At 66.5% G+C, this 23,447-nt stretch carries 27 protein-coding genes; 15 read left to right on the top strand and 12 right to left on the bottom strand.

Annotated features, from left to right (window positions below; translation table 11 throughout):
- Positions 1-5 precede the first annotated feature (5 nt).
- Entirely contained in the window at positions 6-1,580 is a 1,575-nt protein-coding gene (locus tag GRI89_RS14655; RefSeq protein WP_159797253.1) for a helicase HerA-like domain-containing protein, read from the bottom strand.
- Between the two features lie 97 nt (positions 1,581-1,677).
- Here GRI89_RS14655 and pabB point away from each other — a divergent pair, with 97 nt between their 5' ends.
- From pabB to GRI89_RS14605, 11 genes are all read left to right on the top strand, one after another.
- Entirely contained in the window at positions 1,678-3,483 is a 1,806-nt protein-coding gene (gene pabB, locus GRI89_RS14650) for an aminodeoxychorismate synthase component I (RefSeq protein ID WP_159797251.1), read from the top strand.
- On the top strand, positions 3,480-4,655 hold the full coding sequence (locus GRI89_RS14645) for a pyridoxal phosphate-dependent aminotransferase (protein WP_201290947.1): 1,176 nt from the start codon (positions 3,480-3,482) through the stop codon (positions 4,653-4,655). Before pabB ends, GRI89_RS14645 begins: the two co-directional genes overlap by 4 nt.
- Positions 4,652-4,924 (top strand): hypothetical protein, encoded by a 273-nt coding sequence (locus GRI89_RS14640; RefSeq protein WP_159797249.1) that lies wholly within the window; start codon positions 4,652-4,654, stop codon positions 4,922-4,924. The genes GRI89_RS14645 and GRI89_RS14640 overlap by 4 nt, the downstream gene beginning before the upstream one ends.
- Positions 4,921-5,574 (top strand): RluA family pseudouridine synthase, encoded by a 654-nt coding sequence (locus tag GRI89_RS14635; protein ID WP_159797247.1) that lies wholly within the window; start codon positions 4,921-4,923, stop codon positions 5,572-5,574. Before GRI89_RS14640 ends, GRI89_RS14635 begins: the two co-directional genes overlap by 4 nt.
- Positions 5,567-5,977 (top strand): alternative ribosome rescue aminoacyl-tRNA hydrolase ArfB, encoded by a 411-nt coding sequence (arfB, locus tag GRI89_RS14630; protein ID WP_159797245.1) that lies wholly within the window; start codon positions 5,567-5,569, stop codon positions 5,975-5,977. Before GRI89_RS14635 ends, arfB begins: the two co-directional genes overlap by 8 nt.
- A 267-nt stretch (positions 5,978-6,244) precedes the next feature.
- Positions 6,245-6,412, top strand: a complete 168-nt coding sequence (gene rpmG, locus GRI89_RS14625; RefSeq protein WP_159797243.1) for a 50S ribosomal protein L33 — start codon at positions 6,245-6,247, stop codon at positions 6,410-6,412.
- A 65-nt stretch (positions 6,413-6,477) separates the two neighbouring features.
- On the top strand, positions 6,478-7,149 hold the full coding sequence (locus tag GRI89_RS14620) for a LolA family protein (protein WP_159797241.1): 672 nt from the start codon (positions 6,478-6,480) through the stop codon (positions 7,147-7,149).
- A gap of 261 nt (positions 7,150-7,410) precedes the next feature.
- Entirely contained in the window at positions 7,411-8,202 is a 792-nt protein-coding gene (locus GRI89_RS18075) for an exodeoxyribonuclease III (protein ID WP_235913424.1), read from the top strand.
- A gap of 35 nt (positions 8,203-8,237) precedes the next feature.
- Positions 8,238-9,260, top strand: a complete 1,023-nt coding sequence (gene ribA, locus GRI89_RS14615; RefSeq protein WP_328598284.1) for a GTP cyclohydrolase II — start codon at positions 8,238-8,240, stop codon at positions 9,258-9,260.
- Positions 9,257-9,757, top strand: a complete 501-nt coding sequence (locus tag GRI89_RS14610) for a GNAT family N-acetyltransferase (protein ID WP_328598279.1) — start codon at positions 9,257-9,259, stop codon at positions 9,755-9,757. The genes ribA and GRI89_RS14610 overlap by 4 nt, the downstream gene beginning before the upstream one ends.
- A gap of 120 nt (positions 9,758-9,877) precedes the next feature.
- Positions 9,878-10,171 carry a hypothetical protein gene (locus tag GRI89_RS14605; protein WP_159797237.1) on the top strand — a complete coding sequence of 98 codons (294 nt, stop codon included), beginning with the start codon at positions 9,878-9,880 and terminating at the stop codon, positions 10,169-10,171.
- A gap of 41 nt (positions 10,172-10,212) precedes the next feature.
- Here the strand turns inward: GRI89_RS14605 and GRI89_RS14600 are convergent, their stop codons facing one another.
- The 5 genes from GRI89_RS14600 to recQ form a co-directional block, all read right to left on the bottom strand.
- Complete coding sequence (locus GRI89_RS14600; protein WP_159797235.1) at positions 10,213-11,202, bottom strand: right-handed parallel beta-helix repeat-containing protein; 990 nt, start codon at positions 11,200-11,202, stop codon at positions 10,213-10,215.
- 55 nt (positions 11,203-11,257) lie between these two features.
- On the bottom strand, positions 11,258-11,401 hold the full coding sequence (locus tag GRI89_RS14595; protein WP_159797233.1) for a hypothetical protein: 144 nt from the start codon (positions 11,399-11,401) through the stop codon (positions 11,258-11,260).
- A gap of 4 nt (positions 11,402-11,405) precedes the next feature.
- Positions 11,406-11,609, bottom strand: a complete 204-nt coding sequence (locus tag GRI89_RS14590) for a toxin-antitoxin system HicB family antitoxin (RefSeq protein WP_328598278.1) — start codon at positions 11,607-11,609, stop codon at positions 11,406-11,408.
- A 10-nt stretch (positions 11,610-11,619) separates the two neighbouring features.
- On the bottom strand, positions 11,620-12,537 hold the full coding sequence (locus GRI89_RS14585) for an SPFH domain-containing protein (protein ID WP_407924982.1): 918 nt from the start codon (positions 12,535-12,537) through the stop codon (positions 11,620-11,622).
- 330 nt (positions 12,538-12,867) lie between these two features.
- The gene (gene recQ, locus GRI89_RS14580; RefSeq protein ID WP_159797231.1) at positions 12,868-14,655 is read right to left on the bottom strand and encodes a DNA helicase RecQ; all 1,788 of its coding nucleotides are present in this window, start codon (positions 14,653-14,655) and stop codon (positions 12,868-12,870) included.
- 143 nt (positions 14,656-14,798) lie between these two features.
- Between recQ and GRI89_RS14575 the strand changes: the two genes are divergently transcribed.
- From GRI89_RS14575 to phhA, 3 genes are all read left to right on the top strand, one after another.
- On the top strand, positions 14,799-15,083 hold the full coding sequence (locus GRI89_RS14575) for a hypothetical protein (protein ID WP_159797229.1): 285 nt from the start codon (positions 14,799-14,801) through the stop codon (positions 15,081-15,083).
- 66 nt (positions 15,084-15,149) lie between these two features.
- A complete protein-coding gene (locus GRI89_RS14570; RefSeq protein WP_159797227.1) occupies positions 15,150-15,359 on the top strand; it encodes a hypothetical protein in 210 nt (69 codons plus the stop codon).
- Positions 15,360-15,416: 57 nt separating this feature from the next.
- Positions 15,417-16,355 carry a phenylalanine 4-monooxygenase gene (phhA, locus tag GRI89_RS14565; protein ID WP_159797347.1) on the top strand — a complete coding sequence of 313 codons (939 nt, stop codon included), beginning with the start codon at positions 15,417-15,419 and terminating at the stop codon, positions 16,353-16,355.
- Positions 16,356-16,435: 80 nt separating this feature from the next.
- Here phhA and GRI89_RS14560 read toward each other — a convergent pair whose 3' ends face one another.
- The 4 genes from GRI89_RS14560 to GRI89_RS14545 form a co-directional block, all read right to left on the bottom strand.
- The gene (locus GRI89_RS14560; RefSeq protein WP_159797225.1) at positions 16,436-16,690 is read right to left on the bottom strand and encodes a hypothetical protein; all 255 of its coding nucleotides are present in this window, start codon (positions 16,688-16,690) and stop codon (positions 16,436-16,438) included.
- A 53-nt stretch (positions 16,691-16,743) separates the two neighbouring features.
- Positions 16,744-17,013 (bottom strand): hypothetical protein, encoded by a 270-nt coding sequence (locus GRI89_RS14555; protein WP_159797223.1) that lies wholly within the window; start codon positions 17,011-17,013, stop codon positions 16,744-16,746.
- Positions 17,014-17,109: 96 nt separating this feature from the next.
- Positions 17,110-17,922 carry an undecaprenyl-diphosphate phosphatase gene (locus GRI89_RS14550; RefSeq protein ID WP_159797221.1) on the bottom strand — a complete coding sequence of 271 codons (813 nt, stop codon included), beginning with the start codon at positions 17,920-17,922 and terminating at the stop codon, positions 17,110-17,112.
- Between the two features lie 109 nt (positions 17,923-18,031).
- Positions 18,032-19,819, bottom strand: coding sequence for an ABC transporter transmembrane domain-containing protein (locus tag GRI89_RS14545; RefSeq protein WP_159797219.1), 1,788 nt, complete (start codon positions 19,817-19,819; stop codon positions 18,032-18,034).
- Positions 19,820-19,979: 160 nt separating this feature from the next.
- On the opposite strand from GRI89_RS14545, the gene GRI89_RS14540 reads away from it, so the two are divergent.
- A complete protein-coding gene (locus tag GRI89_RS14540) occupies positions 19,980-21,209 on the top strand; it encodes a polyhydroxyalkanoate depolymerase (RefSeq protein ID WP_159797216.1) in 1,230 nt (409 codons plus the stop codon).
- 4 nt (positions 21,210-21,213) lie between these two features.
- On the opposite strand, the gene GRI89_RS14535 is transcribed toward GRI89_RS14540, so the two are convergent.
- Together GRI89_RS14535 and GRI89_RS14530 are read right to left on the bottom strand one after the other, a co-directional pair.
- The gene (locus tag GRI89_RS14535) at positions 21,214-22,977 is read right to left on the bottom strand and encodes a hypothetical protein (RefSeq protein ID WP_159797213.1); all 1,764 of its coding nucleotides are present in this window, start codon (positions 22,975-22,977) and stop codon (positions 21,214-21,216) included.
- On the bottom strand, positions 22,974-23,402 hold the full coding sequence (locus GRI89_RS14530) for a hypothetical protein (protein WP_159797210.1): 429 nt from the start codon (positions 23,400-23,402) through the stop codon (positions 22,974-22,976). The genes GRI89_RS14535 and GRI89_RS14530 overlap by 4 nt, the downstream gene beginning before the upstream one ends.
- Between the last annotated feature and the right edge of the window lie 45 nt (positions 23,403-23,447).

Here is a 23,447-nt window from a genome sequence, read left to right as displayed (position 1 = left end):
CGCGGCTAGCGCATCAGCCCGCCGACAAGGTTGCGCACGAAGCGCCCGGCAAGGCCGCCGCCGAATTCGGTGGCGATCGTGCCGGCGACCGAGGTCGCGGCGGACTTCATCGGGTTGGCCCGCGACTTCTTGCCGAGGATCGCGGCGGCGGCGATGGAGGCGGCCGAACCGGCGGCTGCGCTCATCCCGCGCTGGGTCGCCTTCTCCCACAGCGAGGTCGACTTGCGTTCGCGCTTGCCGACTTCCTCGCGGCCCTTCTCGGCCACTTCCTCCGCCGTAGCGGCGGCGTCCTGTGCCTTCTGGGCCAGCACCTCTTCGGCGCTCTCGCGGTCGATCCGCTCGTCGTACTTTCCCGCATACGGGCTGATCGACTGGATGATCGCCCGCTCCTTGGCGTCGATGGGCCCCAGCCGGCTACGCGGCGGCTTGATCAGCGTGCGCTGCACCACCGAGGGCGCGCCGTCCTCCATCAACGTCGAGACCAGCGCTTCGCCGACCCGCAGTTCGGTGATGGCCTTCTCGACGTCGAGGTCGGGATTGATGCGGAACGTCTCTGCCGCCGCTCTGATCGCCCGCTGGTCGCGCGGGGTGAAGGCGCGCAGGGCGTGCTGCACCCGGTTGCCGAGCTGGCCGGCGACCTTTTCCGGCACGTCGATCGGGTTCTGCGAGCAGAAGTAGACGCCCACGCCCTTCGAGCGGATCAGGCGGACGACCTGCTCGATCTTGTCCTGCAGCGCGTTGGGGGCATCGTCGAACAGGAGGTGCGCCTCGTCGAAGAAGAACACCAGCCTGGGCTTGTCCGGGTCGCCGACCTCGGGAAGCACCTCGAACAGTTCGGCGAGCAGCCAGAACAGGAAGGTGCCGTAGAGCTTGGGGCTGCGCATCAGCTTGTCGGCGGCGAGCACGTTGATCACGCCCCGGCCCTTCTCGTCGGTGCGGATGAAGTCGGTGATCTCCAGCGCCGGCTCGCCGAAGAACATCGCCGCGCCCTGGCTGTCGAGGCTGAGCAACTGGCGCTGGATCACCCCGATGGTCGCCCTGGTGACGTTGCCGTACTTCGCCGAAAGCTCGTCGGCGCGCGACGCGCAGTCGGCGAGCATGGCCTGCATGTCTTCGAGGTCGAGCAGCAGAAGGCCCTGCTCGTCGGCCGAGCGGAAGACGACGTTGAGCGCGCCTTCCTGCGTCTCGTTGAGGTCGAGCAGGCGGGCGAGCAGCAGCGGGCCCATTTCGGAAATCGTCGTGCGGATCGGGTGGCCCTGTTCGCCGAACAGGTCCCAGAACACCGCGGGGTTATCCGAATAGGCATAGTCGTCCATGCCCAGTTCCCTGGCCCGGCTTTCCAGCGCATCGGCGTGCTTGAAGGTGGGCGAACCGGGCATGGAAATGCCCGAGAGATCGCCCTTCACGTCGGCGACGAAGACCGGAACGCCCTCGGCGGAGAAGCTCTCGGCGAGGCCCTGCAGGGTCACCGTCTTGCCGGTCCCGGTCGCCCCGGCGATCAGTCCATGGCGGTTGGCGCGGCTCAGTTCGAGCGACTCGCGCTCCCCGTTCTCCGCCAATCCGAGGAAAATCGCGGCCATATCAGTTCCCTTCGCCCTGCCTTGTCCAAGGTGTGGCGCAGCGCGCCGCGCACGGTCAAGCGATAGACATTACGGTTACAGAAGCTAGAGCGGGCCGATGCCGTCCGGCGAACCGTTCATCTTGCTCGACGATGCCCGCAGTGAAAGCGCGGTAGACGCCCACCTGTTCGAGCATCCGACCGAAATCTTCGTGGCCCGCCGCGCGGAGGATGTTGCGCGCGTGCTGACCGAGGCCGAGGCGACCCGGGCGATGACCGGCGGCCACCTCGCCGGCTACATCGCCTACGAAGCGGGCCTGGCGCTCGAAGAACGCCTGATGCCGCTTGTGACGGACCGCACCGGGGCGAACGGGCCGCTGGTGTGGCTGGCGCTGTTCGACCAGGAGAAGACCATCCCGGCGACCGACGTACCCGCATGGCTCGACCAGCGCGCCGGAACGGGCAGCGGCCGCACCTCGATCGGTCCGCTCGAACCGCAGGTCTCGACCGGCGCCTATCTCGCCGCTTTCGACACCTTGCAGGAAGCGATCCGGGCCGGCGACATCTACCAGGCCAACCTGACCTTCCCGCTCGCCGGGGCCGCGCGCGGCGACCCGGTGGCCCTGTACAAGGCGATCCGCCCGGCGGCCAACGCCGGTTATGGCGGGCTCATCTTCGACGGCGATCACTGGCTGCTTTCGTTCAGCCCCGAACTGTTCTTTTCGCTCAAGGGCGGGAGGGCCAAGGTCAAGCCGATGAAGGGCACGCGCCCGCGCGGGACGACCGAAGCCGAAGACCGCGAATTCGCCGCCGAACTGGCCGCTTCGGTCAAGGACAAGGCCGAGAACCTGATGATCGTCGACCTGATGCGCAACGACCTGAGCCGCGTGGCCAGGGCCGGCAGCGTGCGCGTCGAGCACCCCTTCGCGGTCGAGACTTATCCGACTCTCCACACCATGACCTCGACCGTGCATGCCGACCTGCAGGAAGGACGCGGGACGATGGACATGGTCCGCGCGCTGTTCCCCTGCGGATCGATCACCGGCACGCCGAAGATCCGCGCGATGGAGCTGATCGACAAGGTCGAGCGCGACCCGCGCGGGCCCTATTGCGGGGCTATCGGACGCATCTCCGCCAATGGCGACGCCGCCTTCAACGTCGGCATCCGCACCATCCGCCTGACCCCCGGCGAGAACGCCAAGCACCACGTCGTCCTCGGCGTCGGCGGGGCGATCGTCGCCGACAGCGACGGGATGGAGGAATGGCGCGAATGCCTGGTCAAGGGCGGCTTCGTGCGCGGGCAGGCGGGCGGCCACGACCTGATCGAAACGATGAAGTTCGACCCCGAGAAAGGCATCGAACTGCTCGAACTGCACCTCGAACGGATGAAGGCGAGCGCCAACGAGCTCGGATTCTCGTTCGACCGCCACGATGCCCGCAACCGCATCCAGGCGCTGTGCTTCGCCATCGAAACGCCCTCCAAGGTGCGCCTGCTGCTCTCACGCGACGGCGAGACCGCGCTCGAAGCTGCCCCGCTGCCCGAACTCTCCGCCGGCCCGGTGCCGTGCATCGCGCTGCCGCTTCCGGTGGTGCCGGGCGACTGGCGGCTGCGCCACAAGACCACCGACCGCAGCTTCTACGAAGCGGCCATGGCAGTCGCCAAGGACCATGGCGCGGGCGAGGCGCTGCTGGTGCGCGACGACGGGCTCGTCACCGAGGGCACGATCAGCAACGTCTTCGTCGAGCGCGGCGGCAAGCTGCTGACCCCGCGCGCCTCGCTCGGGCTGCTACCCGGTGTGCTGCGCCGCATCCTGATCGAGGACGGCCGCGCCGAGGAGGCCGAGCTGACGCTCGACGACCTTGCCGGCGGGTTCTTCATCGGCAACGCCACGCGCGGGCTGCTTGCCGCGAGGCTGCTGGCATGAGCCAGCCGCACCTTTCCGCCGCGATCCAGCGCATCGAGGCCTCGCCGACAACGGCGATGACCGACCGCGCGACCGAACTGCGCGAACAGGGCCGCGACGTCATCTCGCTCTCGGTCGGCGAGCCCGATTTCGCCACCCCGGCGCATGTCATCGAGGCGGCCAAGGCGGCGCTCGACGCGGGCGACACCAAGTACACGCCGGTCACCGGTACTATGCGGCTCAAGAAGGCCGCGGCGCTGCATTTCGAGCGCGATCTCGGCATCAAGACCGACCCGGCCAACGTCATCGTCAGCGCGGGCGGCAAGCAGGCGATCTTCGAGGCGCTGGCGGCAACGCTGAGCGAAGGCGACGAGGTCATCATCCCCTCGCCGTGGTGGGTCAGCTACCCGCAGATGGTGCGCTTCTGCGGCGGCAAGGTCGTGCCGCTGCGCACCCACCCGCACCACGGCTTCCGCTTCGACCCCGGCGAAGTCGAATCGCTCATCGGCCCGCGCACCCAGTGGCTGATGCTCAACAGCCCCGGCAACCCGACCGGAGCGGTCTTCCCGGCGGAGATGCTCAAGGGCATCGGCGAAGTGCTGCGCCACCACCCGCAGGTGCTGGTGCTGAGCGACGACATCTATTCCCCGCTGATCTACACCGGCCAGCCGCACGCCACGCTGGCCAACCTGTGCCCCGACCTCGCCGACCGCATCTGCACCGTCTCGGGCGTGTCCAAGAGCCACGCCATGACCGGCTTCCGCATCGGGGTCGCCACCGGGCCGTCGTGGCTCATTTCGGCGATGGGCAAGCTGCAGAGCAATTCGAGCGGCAACCCGGCCTCGATCAGCCAGGCCGGAGCCGTGGCCGCGTTCGAGGGCCCGCAGGACTTCCTCGACGAGTGGCGCGAACGGTTCCGCAAGCGGCGCGACATGGTCGTGGTGGCGGTTAACGCCATTCCCGGCCTGTCCTGCCCCGTTCCGGACGGAGCGTTCTACGTTTTCGTCGATGCTACACCGTTGATGAAGCGCTTCATTGACGACTCCAGGCTGGCCCTGCACCTGCTCGACCACGGCGTCGCGGTCGTCGCCGCGAGCGCCTTCGGCGGCAAGAACGGCTTCCGCATCAGCTTCGCCGCCGACGATGCAGTGCTCGAAGAAGCCATGAAGCGCATCGCCGGGGCGCTCGCGTGACGCCCGGACGGATATTCTGGGGCAGCCTGATCGCGTTGTCGGTGGGCTTGCCCCTGCTCGCTTCGCGGTTTCCGCGGGTGCGCTGGCGCTACAAGGCTCCGCTATGCCTGCTGCTCGCATACATCCTGTCGCTCGCTGCCATTCTCGGTCCGACCCACGGCAGGATCGGGCCAACAGGTTTGTTGCTCGTCATGTTCTTTGGCCTCGCAGTCAGTGGCGTCGTGGTTCTGGCGGAAACCCTCATCTTCAAAGGCTACCTTGAGCAATGACCATCCCGATCCTCTACGAGGACGGCGAAGCGCTGGTCATCGACAAGCCGGGGGGGCTGCCGATCGAGAAGCCGCGCGCGGGCGGCAAGTCGCTCGAAGACCATCTCGACGAACTCAAGCTCGGCTTCCAGCGCGCGCCGATTGCGGTGCACCGGATCGATACCGACACCTCGGGCTGCCTGCTGCTGGCGCGCAATTCCAAGGCGCTGAAGCGCTTCGCCCGCGCCTTCGAGGAGCGGCAGGTGGGAAAACGCTACCTCGGCGTGCTCGCCGGGGTGCCGGAGGACAAGGAAGGCACGGTCGAACTCGCGCTCAGCAAGATCAGCAGCGCCGAGAAGGGCTGGCGGATGATCCCGGCGAAGAAGGGCAAGCCCTCGCTGACCCATTGGAAAGTGCTGGCCGAATCGGGTGGCCGGACGCTGGTCGAATTCCGGCCCGAGACCGGCCGCACCCACCAGATCCGCGTCCATGCCGCGAGCGGGATCGGCATCCCGCTACTCGGCGACCCGGTCTATGGCGACGGGAAGGGCGCGGCGCGCACGATGCTCCACGCCGCCGGTCTCGAAGTGCCGCGCGAGGGCAAGCCCCCGATCGTCGCCACCGCGCCGTTGCCCGCCGACTTCGCCGCGCTGGGCTTCGGCGATGAATAAGGACGAGGCCGTGGCCCGCGCGCTCGCGCTGGCCGAAGAGAGCTTCATCGCCGCTTCCGGCCCCGGCGGGCAAAACGTCAACAAGGTGGCGACCGCGGTGCAGGTCCGCCTCGACGCCACGGCCATCGGCCTGCAGCCGCAGGTCTACGCCCGGCTCAAGCGGCTCGCGGGCAGCCGAATGACCAACGCCGGCGAGATCGTCCTCACCGCGCGCAGCTTCCGTACGCAGGAGGCCAATCGCGAGGATGCCCGCGACCGGCTCGCCGCACTGGTAGAGCAGGCCCACGTCGCGCCCAAGCCGCGCGCCAAGTCGCGGCTCAACCGGGTCGGCAAGGAACAGCGCATCAAGTCGAAGAAGGCGCGCGGCACCGTGAAGGCCAATCGCGGCAAGGTGGAGTGGTAGGTCCTTCGAGACGCGTCTTCGGGACGGCGGCCACGTCGCCTCCTCAGCCGCTCCTCAGGATGAGCGGGGTTCTGTTCAGTTCCGCTCATCCTGAGGAGGGACTGAGCCCCTGAGCTTGTCGAAGGGTCGAAGGCCCGTCTCGAAGGACCGGTTTGCCTTGACTTTTGCCCTCGCCTGACGCAATGGCGCGCCCGGATGGGCGGCCATGCGTGCCGCCCTTGGTATTTCGGGGCTCGCTGCCCTCACGACAGATTTGGGAATAGAACGATGGCGAAGCCCGCAACCATCAAGATCCGGCTCAACTCGACGGCCGACACCGGTTTCTTCTACGTGACGAAGAAGAACCCGCGCAACCAGACCGAGAAGATGTCCTTCCGCAAGTACGACCCGGTTGCGAAGAAGCACGTCGAGTTCAAGGAAGCCAAGATCAAGTGATCCTGAACGGCGGGAACCCCAAGGGTTCACAGCCGGTTCAATGCCCCGTATCGATATTCGGGAGCATGACACACTTGACCTATTTCACCCGTAAGCCGCTGCACGCCGCGATTGCCGGCGTGCTTGCCGTTGCCCTGCCTGCCACCGCGCTGCTCGCCCCGGCGATGCCTGCCGTTGCCGCGGACGATTCGACGCAGCTCGACCAGGTCGTCGCCGCGCTGCGCGGGATTTCGACGCTCAAGGCCGATTTCACCCAAACTGACCGGTCGGGCCGGACCCTGCGCGGCGAACTGACGCTCAAGAACCCGGGCAAGATCCGCTTCGAATACGCCAAGGGCACGAACATGCTCGTAGTGTCGGACGGCAGCTCGTTGACCTTCGTCGACTACGAGGTCAACCAGGTCCAGCGCTACCCGATCAAGAACTCGCCGCTTGGCGCGCTGCTCGACCCGAGCCGCGACGTGAAGAAGTACGGCAAGCTGATTCCGACCGGCAATCCCAACGTGTTCAGCGTCGAGGTCAAGGATCCGAAAAAGCCGGAATACGGCATTTTCACCGCGATCATGATCAAGAACGCCGCGGCCCCGGGCGGACTGGAACTGGCCAACTGGGTCCAGATCGACGCGCAGAACCAGCGCACCGTCGTGCGGCTGACGAACCAGAAATACGGCGTCGCGGTGCCGGATTCCGCGTTCAAGTTTCGCGACCCACGACGCTCGTCTCGTCGCCCGGGCTGAACGGTTCGGCGGCATTTGGCTCCGTCGTGCGACAAACTGCGACGGGCCATTCATGAGGCAGCAAGCCATTCGGGCTTAGGGTTAACCCATCAAGTCGGTGGAGGCGGGTTTCCCCCCTGTTGCCCCAGCCTCGAAAACGCCGGCTTGTGTAAGCGTGACGAACGCTCAAAACGAACCCCCACCGCAATGCCCCCGCGGTGGGGGTTTTTTATTGTGGGACTGCGCCTTGCCGCCCCGCGCCGCGCTCCCTAATCCAGCGCCATGATTTCGATAGCCAGCTGGAACATCAACTCGGTTCGCCTCAGGATCGACCAGGTCGTCAAATTTGCCGAGCAGGAGCAGCCCGACGTGCTGTGCCTGCAGGAGATCAAGTGCCAGGCGCACCAGTTCCCGGCGAAGGCGCTGGCCGACATCGGCTACACCCACCAGGCGATCCACGGGCAGAAGGGCTACCACGGCGTCGCCACGGTCAGCAAAGTGCCCTTCACCGAGTTCTCGCGCCACGACTGGCAGGACAACGGCGAAGCGCGCCATGTCGGTGTCGAGCTGCAGGGCGCCGGCAAGGGGCTGGTGCTCGAGAACGTCTACATCCCCGCCGGCGGCGACATTGCCGACCGCGAGGCCAATCCCAAGTTCGGCCAGAAGCTCGACTTTCTCGAACGCATGACCCGCTGGTCGGAGAAGGTCGACTACCCGGCGCTGCTGGTCGGCGACTTCAACATCGCCCCGCTCGAATGCGACGTCTACGACCACAAGGCGCTGCTCAAGGTCGTCAGCCACACGCCGGTCGAAGTCGAGACGCTGGGCACGCTGCAGGCGGCGCACGACTGGCAGGACATCGGCCGGACCTTCATCCCCGCGCCGGAGCGCAATTATTCGTGGTGGTCGTACCGCAGCTACTGGCGGCAGAAGGACCAGGGGCGGCGGCTCGACCACATCTGGGCCAGCCCAGACCTTGCGCCGCAGGCGAAGAGCTACCGCTTCGTCGAGGAAACCCGGCGCTGGGAACAGCCGAGCGACCATGTGCCGATCGTGACGGAGCTCGACCTCTGAGCCAGCTGGCGCCCTCCCGGCGCGCGGCGCAGGCGATCGACGCTTTGCGCCATGGCTGGCCGTTGCAGGTCGGCACGGGACCGGTGCTGCTGCCGGTCGAGACGGCGCTTCCCGCTGCGGCGCAGTCGAACCTCGCACTCATATCCGCGGCCCGCGCCGCCACGCTCAAGCTTGCCAACCAGCGCGAGGCGGCCGACCCGCACGCCCCGGTGCTGATTCGCGCCGCCGATCCGATCGATCTCGCCGCCGCACGCCCGATCGCCGACCCGGCGCTCGATCTCGATGCCCCGCTCAAGGGCCCGTTCCGCGCCGAGGCGCTGGCGTGGCGCGAAGAGGCCGAAGCGGCGATGGAACTGGCGCTTCTCGCCGGGATCCTTCCCGCCTTCCTCGTCGCACCCGAACCCGCCGAAGCCGCCGTCGCGGTGTCGGTCGAGGACCTCGCCGCATGGCGCGACACTTCGCGGCTCGCCATCGCAACGCGTGCGAAGCTTCCCGCCTTCGCCAGCGAGGAAAGCGAGGTCGTCGCCTTCCGCAGTCCCGACGACATGCGCGAGCACGTCGCGCTGGTTATCGGCAAACGCAGCGCCGAGCGCCTGCCGCTGGTCCGCCTGCATTCGGAATGCCTGACCGGCGACGTGTTCGGCAGCCTCAAGTGCGACTGCGGCCCGCAGCTCGACGCCGCGCTGGCGGCCATGGCCGAGGAGGCCGCGAACGGCGGCTGGGGCGTGCTGCTCTACCTGCGCCAGGAAGGGCGGGGCATCGGCCTCGTCAACAAGCTGCGTGCCTATCGCCTGCAAGACCAGGGCTTCGACACGCTCGAGGCCAACCGCCGCCTCGGCCTTCCGGAAGAGGCGCGCGATTTCCCGGTCGCCGCACGGATGCTCGATCTGCTCGGCGTTCGCACGATCCGGCTGATGACCAACAACCCGGCCAAGGTCGCCGCGTTCGAGGCGGCGGGGGTGACGGTGGCGGAACGCGTGCCGCATGCGCTGCCGGCCAATCCGCACAACGCGCGTTACCTCACCACCAAGCGCGACGAGGCAGGGCACCTGCTGTGAAGGGCATCACGATCCGCGGCGAACAGGGGATGGACCAGTTGCGCATCCCGCGCATCATCTCGGGCGCCTTCGCCGACGCACCGCATGCCAGCGGCCGCGAGGCGGCAATCTACGGCAAGCTGGTGGCAGCGCGCGAGACCGAGGCCTCGTTGGTTGCAGTGGCGAGCTTCAAGCGCATCGTCGGGCATGTCCTGTTCAGCGAAGTGCGGATCGATGGCGAGCACCGCCGGTGGCTCGGGCTCGGGCCGCTGTCCGTGCTCCCGAAATGGCGCCGCCAGGGCATCGGCGGCGCGCTCGTCGCGCACGGGCTGGAAGCCGTCAGGCGCGACTGGGACGGCTGCGTCGTGCTTGGCGATCCTGCGTTCTATGGCCGCTTCGGCTTCGAACACGACCCTGCGCTGGTTTATCCCGGCCCGCCGCCCGAATTCTTCCAGCGCATCGTGTTCAGGGGACCGGCGCCGCAAGGCACGGTCACTTACCCCAGCGCCTTCGGCTGATCGCCGGCCCTTCTGTGACAGACGGTTTCACGGAAGCTTCATCGGCCTGACCCACCACCACGTCACAACCTGCCTGTCCGGCCGAATCGTTCGGCCGGCCGAGTCCAGGAGTTACGTTACATGGAACTTTACGGCAGGATCGACGAGGACGGGAAATTCCTCCTTCTCCTCGAAGGCGGCGGCGAAGAGCAGTGCCTGCTGTTCACAACCGAAGAGGACGACACCGAGAACGAGGTCGAGGAATTCGACACTTCGGACCTCGATCCGGGCCCCGTCGTGGTAACCTGCAGCGGCTTCGACGGCGACAATGCCTGGGGCGTTACCGAGGTCGCCGCCGACGATGAAGGCGATGATCCGGAAGACGATGCCGACGAGGAGGAATCCGAACACAACGACGAGGACGCCTCGGCCTGAGAGGTATTAAGCCGCGTGTGCTTCTGCGGAACTCCGGCCGTCTAGCGCTTTTCGAAGCTGGCGAGGCCCGGGCCGAGCGCGTTTGCGCCGAGGTTGAGCTTGTCGCCCGACCAGTCGGCGACGAAGGCGGTGCTGCGCTGGATGCCCGGCGCGAGGCGGGCGTCGTTGCCGACGATATACAGCCCGGCGCTGGTCTGCTCGCGGCCTTCAGCGGCGACCGCGATGAACGCCGACCAGTTTTCCTTGTCCTTGCCCTGCACGAACCAGTTGTTGCTGATCTGGCCGGTAGCCCCGTTGGGCAGGTCGATCATGTAGTTGGTGCCGTGGCCGCGGGCATCGTCGAAGCTCGAACTCGCCACGTCGACGCGCTTGGCGCGGCTCTTCAGGTAATGCCCGCCGCTGCCTTCCTCGAAGCGGCTGCGGGTGACGCGGAGCTGGGCGATTTCGCCGGTGTAGATCGAGTGCGCGCAGCCTGACGAATCCTCGCAGTTGCCGAGGCGGGTGAAGGTCGAGCTGTCGATCACCAGCCGGCTCTGCGGGTTGGCCCCGGTGAGGATGCCCTGCTGGCTGTCGTGGAACCAGCTCTGTGCGACCGTCAGGTTCCCGGCTTCGAGGCGGATGCCGGCGCCGTTGTAATCGGGCACGGCCATGTTCTGGAACACGAGGCCGGCGACGTCGGCCGAACGGCCGCGCAGCACGAGCGCCGCCTTGCCTTCGCAGGTCACGCCGTCGAACACCGACTTGCCGGGATCGACCGCGAGGTAGGAAATGTCTCCACCGCTCTGGACCGCGCACTGGCGGATCGTGCCGGGCACGATGGCGATCGAGCCCTTGCCGTTGCCGATCGCGTCGACCGCGTCCTGCAGGCGGGCGAAGCCCTGGCCGGTCTCGACGACGGTGAAGGGAGCGGTGGCGGGAGCGGATTGCGCGAACAGCGCGCTCAGCGGGATCGCGGCCACAGCCAGCACGGCAACCGCGCCCAGCAAGAGCAACGAAGGCCGGTGAAGCGGAGGCTGGGCGGCGAGTTCCATGCGCCCGCGATATCGAAAGAGGGTTAACGCATCGCGAAGATTTGGTGCGCACCGTTCACAGCGAGGCGGCGATCAGTCCCAGTCCGATCACCAGCACGATGGCCGAAAGGATCGTCAGCACGAAGTGCGGCTGGTCGCCTTCGCCCGGCTTCTTCGCCTTGGCTTCGGCCTGTGCGGCCACCGTCGGTACGACAATCATCGTCTTACTCCTCGTCATTCTTGGGAGGCCTCCCGCGCCGTGGCGGGTCCGGCCGTGGAACCTTTACCCCGCGCCGCTCCAGCGCCTCGCGCAGCAGGACTTCCAGCTCGGCGTTGACCGATCGGAAATCCTGTGCCGCCAGCCGCTCGATCGCCGCGTGGAGCGCGGGATCGAGCCGCAGGGGAAAGGCCTTCTTGTCGCGCGGCACCGGCTCGTCCTCAGGTGTAGAGCGAGCCTGCGTTGACCACCGGGTTCACGTCGCGCTCGCCGCACAGCACGACCATCAGGTTCGAGACCATGCTGGCGCGACGCTCGTCGTCGAGGTGGACGATGTCGTCCTCGCTCAGCTTGTCGAGCGCCATCTGCACCATCGAGACCGCACCCATGACCAGCTTGGCGCGCGCGGCGATGACCGCTTCGGCCTGCTGGCGGCGGAGCATGGCCCCGGCGATTTCCGGGGCGTAGGCGAGGTGGGTCAGGCCCGCCTCGTCGACCTCGATCCCGGCGACGTGAAGCCGTTCGTTGAGTTCGGCGCGCAGTTCGCTTGCGACGACCTCGGCGCTGCCGCGCAAGGTTGTCAGGTCATCCTCGCTCATGTCGTCGTAAGGATGGCGCGCGCCGACAGTGCGCAGTCCCGCTTCGATCTGGATTTCGACGAACGCCTTGTAGTCGTCGACGTCGAACACCGCCTGCGCGGTATCGGCGACGCGCCACACGACGTTGCAGGCGACGTCGATCGGGTTGCCGCGCAGGTCGTTGATCTTGACCCGGTCGGAATGGACGTTGTGCGCGCGGACCGAAAGCTTGCGCTTGCCCATCCACGGCCAGATCCAGCGCAGTCCCTGGGTGCGGTCGGTGCCCTTGTAGGACCCGAACAGCGTGATCACCGCCGCCTGGTTGGGCTGGATCATGTAGAATCCGGCGAGCACCAGGCCGACAATTCCGATCGACCCGAGGATCGTGCCGGCGAAGGCCAGCTTGGCTGCCTTGGTGGCGTACTCGCCCGGCACCGCGCTCCTGATGAGGAACCACGCGAGCACCACCGCCACCAGCAAGACGAGCAGTATGAGGTATCCGCTGAAGGTACTGGCCGCGCCTTCCTGGCTCCTGGTCATGCCCCTGCTTTCGTTTGTCACGACGAATCTCCTTTTAAAGATGATATCATATTTATATCACCTTGGGCGGAGTTCAAGCGGAATCGGGGCCCGCCGACGGTTCGACTTTCCTACACGCTCCTGTTCTGCTTATGTTCGCCACATGCTTCTCCCGCTCATCCATCTGCCGCGCCAATCCCCGCGTCCACGCGCTCCGGGAGAACCGCGCTTTTTTTCGAAAGCAGCCAGGTGTGAACCTGCGCCATTTCCTCATTATGCGGTATTATCAATCATTTATAGGGGCGGCCCCAGGGTCACAGGTGAGAACCTTGAGACCTTGTCTGCGCGTCGCATTCTCGTCGGCGCCGAGCCTCAGAAGCGCCGGATCGCCGCGAGGAAGGCGTCTCCATACGCTTCGAGCTTCTTCGATCCCACGCCGGAGAGCGTCCCCAGTTCGGCAAGGCTGTCCGGTCGCGTCGCCGCCATCTCGCGCAGCGTGGCGTCGTGGAAGATCACGTAAGGCGGAACCTGCGCCTCGGCGGCGAGCTCGCGGCGCAATTCGCGCAACGCCTCGAACAGCGGGTCGCCGACCGGGTTTGCGGCCTGGTTGCGACCTCGCCGCCCGCCGCGTTCGGGCTTCTGCGGACGGACGATGACGAGGTCCTGCTCGCCCTTGAGGATCGCCCGCGCATCGCCCGCCAGCATCAGCCCGCCGTGCTCGGTCGCGACCAAACTGCCGCGCGCCTGCAGGGCCCGGCTGACCGGCTGCAGCAGCCGCGCCTCGTCCTCGCCGACGATGCCGAACACGCTGAGCCTGTCGTGCCCACGCTGCCGCACCCGCTCATCCTCGGCCCCGGTCAGGACCTTCTGCACGTGCCCGAATCCGAAGCTCTGCCCGGTGCGGTAGACCGCGCTGAGCAACTTGCGGGCGATCTCGGTCGCGTCGACCACGTCGGGCGCTTCGAGGCAGTTGTCGCAGTTGCCGCAGCGTTCGGGCGGATCCTCCCCGAAGTGGCGCAACAGGATCGCGCGGCGGCAGCCCGGCGTCTCGACCAGCGCCGCCAGCGCATCGAGCCGCGCGCGTTCGCCTTGCTGGCGGCCCTCGTCCACCTCAACCAGCCGCTGGCGGGCCTGCGAGAAGTCGCCCGCGGCCCAGAACATGACCGCCTGCGCCGGATCGCCGTCGCGCCCGGCACGCCCGGTTTCCTGGTAATAGGCCTCGATCGACTTGGGGATCCCGGCATGGGCGACGAAACGCACGTCGGGCTTGTCGATGCCCATGCCGAAGGCGATCGTGGCGACGATGACCGTGTCCTCGCTGGCCACGAACGCGGCCTGGTTGCCAGCCCGGACCTGCGGCTCGAGCCCTGCATGGTAGGGCAGCACGGTGCGCCCGGTCGCCTGCGCCAGTTGCGCCGCCAGCGTTTCGACCTTGGCCCGCGTCGGGGCATAGACGATGCCCGGCCCCGGCACGCTGCGCATCAACGAGGCGAGCTGGCCCGCGACGCCCTGCCGATGGCGAATGTCATAGCGGATGTTGGGCCGGTCGAACCCGGCGACGATCAGTCCCGCGGCCGGGATGCCGAGCTGGTCGAGAACGTCGGCCCGGGTGCGGTGGTCGGCGGTTGCGGTCAGCGCGAGGCGCGGCACATCCGGAAAGGAGTCGAGCAGGGGACGGAGCTGGCGATAGTCGGGGCGGAAGTCGTGCCCCCACTCGGAGACGCAATGCGCCTCGTCGATCGCGAACAGGCACAGCGGCGCGCTGGCCAGCAGGTCGCGGAAGGCCGGCTGGCTGGCCCTTTCGGGCGCGACGTAGAGCAGGTCGAGCTCGCCGGCGCGGAAGGCGTCCTGCGTCTCGCGCCAGTCGGCATCGGCACTGGTCAGCGTGGCGGCGCGGATGCCGTTGGTCCTCGCCGCGCGGAGCTGGTCGTGCATCAGCGCGATGAGCGGCGATATCACCACGCAGGTACCCGGGAGGATGGTCGCGGGCAGCTGGTAGGTAAGCGATTTGCCCGCGCCAGTCGGCATGATCGCCAGCGTCGGCTGGCTAGCAAGGACCCGGCCGACGACCTCGTCCTGCACACCGCGGAAATGCTCGAAACCGAACACCGTGCGCAGGGCTTCCCTCGCCCGGTCCAGGTTCGCGCCGCTGTCTGCCATGCCAAATGCTGTGGCAGATCGGCAGCTTGGGCGAAACCGGCGACAAGCCGCATTTTGGACGTTTTCCAACGCCGCCGCGTCCGCTAGCTTCGCGCTCCTTGCACGGTGCACTGTCCCCTGCGAATTCGAGAGGTACCACTATCATGAAAAAGTTCGCGATCTCCGCCATTGCTTCCGCCGCGTTCCTCGCGCTCGCCGCCTGTGGCAGCGCCGACGACGCGTCCGAGGATGCGATGGCAGACAACGTCGAAATGCCGGCCGACGAGGCGTTGAGCGAAGTCCCCGCCCCGGTCGCCGACGAGACCGCCGCCGTGGAAGACGCCTCGAGCGACGTCGCGGACACGACCTCCGCGGTGGGTGACGCCGCCGAAGCCGCGGCGAACGATGCCGTGGCCGCCGCCGCATCGGCCGCCTCGGCCGCCAACTGAGACACGCGATGATACCGGCGGGCGGGGCGCGGGCCCCGTCCGCCGGTTCGTCATCGGCTCGGTAACATGACCCGCCTCACCTCCGCGTTTCTGCTTCTGCTCGCCGCCTGTGGGTCGGGCGACAACGACCCCGGTCCGGGCGGCGTAAGCGTCGGCGAGGCCAAGGCGCTCGACGAAGCGGCCGAGATGCTCGAACAGCAGCGCTTGCAGCCGCAGGACGTCCCGCAACCCGAAGCAAGCTCTCCGGCAAGTCCTTCACCCAAACCATCCAGCTGAGAGAGCGCGGCGAATTGCCGGGAATTCAGCGGCGTGCTAGACGTTTCAACTGAAACCATGGTCACGATCGTCGAACCCGACAGCGAATTCTCAGCGATTCCCACGGTACCCGAGGGAGTCTTTACCGCGCCCCTGCGGCGCCCGCCGCATATCGGCGAAGACTGGCTCGAGCCGCAGCAGCGGGCCTACACTTCCGACGACGATGCGATCTGGAACGACCTGTTCGCGCGGCAGATGGACATCCTTCCGGGCCGGGCCTGCAGCTCGTTCATGGCGGGGCTGCAGAAGCTGCACCTCAACCGCGGCGGGGTGCCCGATTTCGGCGACCTGTCCGAAGAACTCGGCAAGCTCACCGGATGGAGCGTGGTTCCGGTGCCGATGCTGATCCCGGACCACGTGTTCTTCTGGCATCTCGCCAACCGGCGCTTCCCGGCGGGCAATTTCATCCGCACCCGCGAGACCTTCGACTACATCCAGGAACCCGACGTCTTCCACGACGTGTTCGGCCACGTCCCGCTGCTGACCGACCCGGTGTTCGCCGACTACATGCAGGAATACGGCAAGGCCGGGTGGAAGGCGATGCGCTACAACCGGCTCAAGGCGCTGGGCGCGCTTTACTGGTACACCGTCGAGTTCGGGCTGATCCTCGAACACGGCGAGCCGCGCATCTATGGCGCCGGTATCCTCTCGGGCCCGCGCGAGGCGGTGTTCGCGCTCGAAGCACAGTCACCCAATCGCATCATGCTCAACGTCGACCGGGTCATGCGCACCGATTACGTGATCAGCGACCTGCAGCCGACCTACTTCGTGATCGAAAGCTTCGAGGACCTCTACCGGCAGACGGTCGAACGCGATTTCGACCGGCTTTACCGCAACCTGCACCCGGGCTTCACCTACGCCAATGCCGCGGTGATCGACATCGACGACGTGCTCCAGCGCGGCACGCAGGAATACCACCTGCGCGGCGGCCGCGGTTCCGACGCCGACCCGGTCTGAGGGCTATCCAGCAAGACCAAAGGAAAACCGGCCCGGGGCGAACCCCGAGCCGGTCTCCTGCGTGATCCGTTGTGGATCGATCAGTTTCCGGAAGCTTCGTCCATCGCCTCGCCCTGTTCTTCCATGGCGTCCGCCTTGTCCTCGGCGGCGTCGGTCATGGCGTCGGCCTGTTCGTCGGTGATCTGGCCGGCGTCTTCCATCGCCTCGGCCTGTTCGTTGACAACCTCCGCCTGCTGTTCACCGGCGTCTTCCATGGCGTTCTCGTTGGCGCCGTCGCACGCGGCAACGCCGAGTCCGAGGGCAGTGGCGGCAGCGACCGCAATAAACTTCTTCATTCCGTATTCCCCTTGGTTTCAGGACCGGAATGCCCGGCCCCATAAGAGCGGTGTCATGCCTCCGGTCCCGTGCCTCCACGCGCGAAATCCGGACCCAGCATGTTCAGTGCGGCGACCCCAGCCGTCGCACCTACCAGCGTCAACAACACAGCAGCCATGCGGTAGGTTCCGGCAAGCAGGTTTCCGACGTCCACCAGCGAGGCAACCAGCGGCCCGCCGACCAGCGCCCCGGCGAGGCCTGCGGACAGCTGGATCACTATGCCGCGAGTGCGATAGATCCGCCTGACGACGACCGAGAGCCAGCCGATGGCGAGCCCGGCCACGATGATGCATGGCAAGCCCGTTTTGGCGCTGGCGGGTCCTCCTTTCGGAAGAATCAATCGCCCGTACCGGCTATCGTTCCGAAGGGTGCGGTAAGCCTAGCGCAGGCCCAGCCAAGCGATCGCGGCGAGACCGACAACGATGCGATACCAGGCAAAGGGCGCAAACCCGTGCCGGCTGACGTAGGCGACGAAGGCGCGGATCACGGCCAGCGCGACGATGAAGCTGACCACAAAGCCGATGGCGATTTCGCCCCAGCCGACCGTCATCTGGCCAGCGGTAAGCTGTTCACCCTTCTGGATCAGTTCCAGCGTAGTCGCCCCGATCATCGTCGGCACGGCGAGGAAGAAGGAGAATTCCGCCGCGGTCTTTCGATTCACGCCCATCGCCAGCGCGCCCATTATCGTGGCGCCCGAACGGCTGACGCCTGGCACCATGGCCAGGCACTGGGCGAGACCGATGCCGATGACCTGCCGCAGGGGAAGCTCGGACACGGTGTGCTCCATGTCCGGCTTGGCAAGCTTTTCGATACCCAGGATGGCGATGCCGCCGATGAGCAGGGTCCAGCCGACCAGCATCGGACTGCCAAGCATGATGTCGATGTAGTCCTTGAAGGCGAGGCCGAGGATCGCGCTCGGCACGAAGGCGAGAAGGATATTTCGCGCGAACAGCAGGCCGTCACGCTCGAGCCGCAGCACGCCAATTCCTGCTTTCCAGAACGTCGGCCAGTACTGGTAGACGACCGCGAGGATCGCACCCAACTGGATGACGACATTGAACATCGCCCACTCGTCGGCGTCGTAGCCGAACAGTTCGGTGGCAAGGATAAGGTGGCCGGTCGAGGAGACTGGCACGAACTCGGTCAGGCCCTCGACGATTCCGAGCAGGATTGCGGTGAGGGTCAGTCCCATGTGCCGCCGCTCAAGAAGAAAGGGCGGCGCAAGTCAACCCGACTTGCGTCGCCTCGCCAGATTATTGGGCGCCAGGGTTCCGCGGCCAGATGATCGCGGAAAGAAGGCTTCAGGCCGCGGCCTCGTCGAACTGTAGCGCGGCGAGGCGCGCGTAGAGGCCGCCTGCGGATTGCAACTGCGCATGCGTGCCCTGTTCGACGATGCGACCGTTGTCCATTACCACGATCCGGTCCGCCGCACGCACGGTGGCGAGGCGGTGGGCGATGACCAGGGTTGTGCGGTTGGTCATCAGCCGTTCGAGCGCTTGCTGCACCAGCCGTTCGCTTTCGGCGTCGAGCGCGCTGGTCGCTTCGTCGAGGAGCAGGATCGGGGCGTCGCGCAGCAAGGCGCGGGCAATGGCGACGCGCTGGCGCTGGCCGCCGGAAAGCCGTGCCCCGCCCTCGCCGAGGAAGGTGTCGAGCCCCTGCGGCAAGGCCTTGAGAAAATCCTCGGCATTGGCGGCGCGGGCGGCGTCCCAGATCGCCTCTTCGCTGGCCTCCCAAGCGCCATAGCGCAGATTGTCGCGCGCGCTGGCGGCGAACAGGGTACCTTCCTGCGGGACCAGCGCGAAGCGGCGGCGGACGTCGGCCGGGTCGGCCCCGGTGAGCGGGACGCCATCGACGCGGATAGTGCCGAGCTGCGGGTCGTAGAAGCGCTCGGCGAGCTGGAAAATGGTCGACTTGCCCGCGCCGGAAGGGCCGACGACGGCGACAGTCTCGCCGGGCTCGATATTGAGCGTGAAGTCGGAAATCGCCGCGACTTCGGGCCGGGTCGGGTAACGGAACGTGACATGGTCGAATGCGAGGCTGCCGCGTGGCGGCTCGGGCAGTGCCTGCGGACGTGTCGGCGGCGCGATCTCGGGCCTGACGTTGAGCAGTTCGTTGAGCCGGCTCGCCGCGCCTGCCCCGCGCAGCAGGTCGCCGTATACTTCGGTCAGAGAACCGAAAGCCCCCGCCACCAGCATGCCGGTGAGGACGAAAGCTGCGATCGTGCCGCCCGAAAGAGTGCCCTCGACCACCTGGATCGCCCCGCGCCACATCAGCAGCGTGATCGCGCCGAAGACGAAAGCGATGACCGTCACGGTCATCAGCGAGCGCAGGATAATGCGCCGTCGGGCGGTGCCGAAGGTGCTTTCGACCGCAGCGGCAAATCGCGCCTGCTCGCGGCCTTCCTGGTTGAAGCCCTGGACGATCTTCATTGCCCCTAGCACTTCCGAAGTCATCGACCCGACATCGGCGATGCGGTCCTGGCTCTCACGCGAAACCGAGCGCACCCGGCGCCCGAAGATGGCCATCAGCGGGATTACAACCACGACGACAGCGACCAGCGCGCCGGTCATCAACGGCGAGAGGTAGAGCAGGTACGCAGTCCCGCCGAGCACCGTGATCGCATTGCGCAGCGCCACCGAGACGGTCGTGCCCACCACCTGGTCGATCTGCGCGGTGTCGGCGGTCATGCGCGAGGAAATCTCGCTCGGGCTGTTCTCCTCGAAGAAGCCCGGCGACTGGCGCAGCAGGTTGCGCTGCACGGCCAGGCGGATGTCGGCCACCACGCGCTCGCCGAGCGTCGAGACGAAATAGAAACGGCTGCCGGTGCCGACCGCGAGGACCATGACGATCATCAGCAGGTAGCGGAACCAGCGGCCGATTTCGGCCGGATCGCTGCCGGCGGCGAACCCGCGATCGATAATAAGCCGAAATCCGGAGGGGATCGCCAGCGTCGCCGCCGCCGTGACCAGGAGCGAAACGAGGGCAAGCGCAACATGCCGCGGATACTGCGCCGCTGCCTTGGCAATCATGGTCAGCGGGCCGAGGTTGTCGGCGGGCTCGACGTCTGGACGCTGGGGGCGGCGGGCCATGGCGGCGCGCCTAGCCGATTGTGGTGCGAGATAGAAGCGGAATGACCGGCGCTGTCCCCGAAGGGCAAATGCCGCATTGCAACATTGGCCGTTTGGTTGCACGGTAAAGCGTGAAATTTTCGCCGATCGGAAGACCGACGGCGAGCAGGGGAACGCTACATTGCTTTATAACACTTACGAGATGCAGCGCACGATGCTGGCCGGGGCCAGCAACTGGGCTGCTATCAGCGCGAAGATATTGAACAATCCCGCGCTGCCGCTGGGCTACTTCGGAATGGGCCCGATTGTGGCCAGCGCACTCGAAGTCTTCGCCCATCTCTACGAGGATCGCAGCAAGCCCGAATTCGGAATCGACGCAGTCGAAGTCGACGGCAAGAGCCACAAGGTCAGCGAAGCGGTGGTGCTTGAAAAGCCGTTCGGCAGCCTGCGCCATTTCCGCCGCGTCGGCCTGCCCAAGGGCGCGCCCAAGCTGCTCGTCGTCGCACCGATGAGCGGCCACTACGCCACTCTGCTGCGCGGCACCGTCAAGAAGATGGCAGAGAAGCACGAGGTCTGGATCACCGACTGGGCCGACGCCAAGATGGTACCGTTGTCGGAAGGTCATTTCGACCTCGACGACTACATCGATTACCTGATCGAGTTCCTGCAATTCATTGGCCAAGGCACGCACGTACTCGCCGTGTGCCAGCCTTCGGTCCCGGCCTTTGCGGCGACTGCGATCATGGGCGCGGACAAGGATCCTTGCCGCCCCGCCTCGCTGACGATGATGGGCGGCCCGGTCGATACCCGTGCCAGCCCGACAAGCGTGAACAACCTGGCGATGGAAAAACCGCTATCGTGGTTCGAATCCAACGTCATCGCGACCGTGCCGATCAACTACCCGGGGGCCGGCCGCAAGGTCTATCCCGGCTTCCTGCAACTCGCCGGTTTCATAACGATGAACCTGCAGTCGCACATGATGAGCCACTATGAGATGTTCAAACACCTGACGCTCGGCGACACCGAGAGCGCGGCCTCGACCAAGCGGTTCTACGACGAATATCTCTCAGTCTGCGACATGACGGCGGAATTCTACCTCGAGACGATTGAGGAAGTGTTCCAGGCTCATTCGCTGCCGCGCGGCAAGTTCGTCCATCGCGGCAAGCCCATCGATCCCGATGCGATCCGCGATACAGCGCTGCTGGCGATCGAGGGCGAGAACGACGACATTTCAGGCGTCGGCCAGACCCGCGCAGCGCTGGATCTGGCCGAACACCTGCCGCCGGCGAAGAAGAAGTACCTCCTTGCCCGCGATGTCGGACACTACGGGATATTCAACGGCAGCAAGTGGCGCACCCGCATCGCACCGGTCGTCGAGGAATGGATCGCCGCGAACAACGGGCCGTCCTGACGCATCAGGCCAACCCGAGGTTCTCGGTAGGCATCCGTGCCGCCATGCCCAGCGTGATGCCGCTCGCCCCGGTATTGGTGACGTCGAAAGTTAGCACCCGCGTTGCCGCGTTGTAGGCGACGTTGGTCAGGGTCAGCGAAGGCGCCGTGCCGTTGGCATAGGTGGCGGTAAAGACCCCGTCCTTCGAACCGCTATCCGAAGGGTTCACTATCGGGACCAGGAACTTGCCGGCAGCCCGGTTGGTGGCCGAACCGCGCGCGAGCCATTCGCCCCCGATCATGGCGAAGCGCGAACCGTGGGTACTGTTGATCTCAGGGCTGAGCCACATCTTGGCCGAAAAGCCGGCCCCGGCGGCGATCGAGGTCGTCTGGTCGCTACGCCACAACAGGCCCTCGTTGTCGTACTTCGACAGTGTGCCGTGACAATCGATGACCTTGTTCGCCTGCATGCTGTCGCGCTGCCCGGCGTTCTTGGCGATCACGACATCGGCGGTATCGAAGTTTTCGAAACGATTCTCGATCGAACGCAACGTGTCGTCGGCGCTGTCGGCAAAATTGACGAAGTAGTGCCCGCCGCGGTCGATCGTGGTGGTGGTGTTCTGCACCGCGATGTAACCGCCCCGCAGCACGTTGTGGCGCGAATTGGTGAAGCTGAAATAGTTGCAGTCATAGTCCGGCGTGGTGCCTGACCCGATCGACGCGCCACCGTCAAAGGAGCGGTTTTCGCCCATCTTGGTGAAATAGATCGAGTTGATTATCGCGCCGTTGGTCTGCTTGAGGTTGATGCCGGCCCTGGCCGGCGTGTCGATGAACACGCCATCGAGCATCACCGGGACCTGGTTGAAAAGCGAAAGCGCCGCCTGCCCCGAACGGACCATGTGCAGGTTGTTGCCTTCCAGCCCGCACTCGGAATGGATGCCGTAATTCACGCTGTCCTTGGCGGTCACGTTGTTGAGGTAGTTGTCGAAGTTCTCGACGTAGTATCCGTCAAAGTTGCTGTCTGCATGGCACCCGCGCAATTTGCCTTCGAGCGCACCGAGCGAGAAGCCGCGTCGCCCCCCAACCGCGCGACAATCGACGAGATACTGGTGATAGACCGACCCCGTCGTGACGAAACAGTCGATCGGCGTACCTACCTGCGTGGCGGGATCGTACACTTCGGACAGTACCCACGCGACCACGCCGCGGGCATAGCAACGTGATTCATGCAGCCTCACGACAGCGTCCCCGTTGAAGCCGGCGATGGCGAAGACCTGCGCCGTCTCGGCCCCGGCCGTGACCAGGCAATCGCCGACGTTGAAGAGTTCGATCGGCGACAGAGCGCAGTAGTCGCCGGCCAGGAAGGCGCCCCCAGTCAGCGCGATGCAGGCGTTGATCGCCGGGGCGGAGTCGGTTCCGCTTTCCGTATCCCAGTCGAAATCGGCCACTGCTCCGAACCATTCCGGGCGGGCCGTTCCGTCGTAGATGCGGCTCCACGCACCGTTCGCTCCCGAAGGATCGCCATCCGGCACGAGGTAGAGGCCTTCGAGAGTGTCGGCAACGATACGCTCCTGCGGAACCGCGGAACGGAAGACGAAAGCGCCCTCGCGGCCCGCTTCGACGAGGTATGCACGGGCGCCCTCGGACGCTGACAACGCCTTGATTTCGGCCCTTGTAACGTACCCGTCGAGCGCCTGCTGGACAGTCGCGTCGGGGCCGGAAGTGACAATGTTGTTCGCTGCCAGTCCGCGGGCGGCGAGACCGCGGGCGACGACGTCGACCGCGCTCATTGCGACACCCGGTAGGCAAGCGTGCCCGAGGTGAGTTCGATGTCGAGATAAAAGGTCGCGCCGTCCTCGGTCTCGAGCCAGGCCTGTTCGCAGCCCGACGCCGAATAGGTGGCCCATTGCTGGCCAGCGACGCGAAGCACCTGCCTGGTCGCAACGCCATCGTTGGAGCGCTGGAGCGTGGCGGTTCCGTACCACGTCCCGCCGAGCGATACGCTGATCGCCCGGCCGGCGATCGCGGCGAACGGTCCCGCGACCTGCGAGGCCGCGGCCTGACCTTCAAATGGCGGAGGGGGTGGGGCGGCGACGGCGACTGGCAGGCGCTCGCCGTCGCTCACCAGGGCAAAGGCACTGTCCGAGCCGGAATAGCCAAGGGCGAAGGCGGGAGCATAGCCTGCGGGAGTGTGGATCGGGGTGGGATCGGGCATTGTTGGACCTCTTGCGAATCGGGAAGGTCCAAACCGATTAGGGAC

Source organism: Croceibacterium salegens (assembly GCF_009827435.1).
GTDB lineage: Bacteria > Pseudomonadota > Alphaproteobacteria > Sphingomonadales > Sphingomonadaceae > Croceibacterium_B > Croceibacterium_B salegens.
Note: the sequence above shows the minus strand (reverse complement) of the source record. Positions and strands in the feature narration are given on the sequence as shown.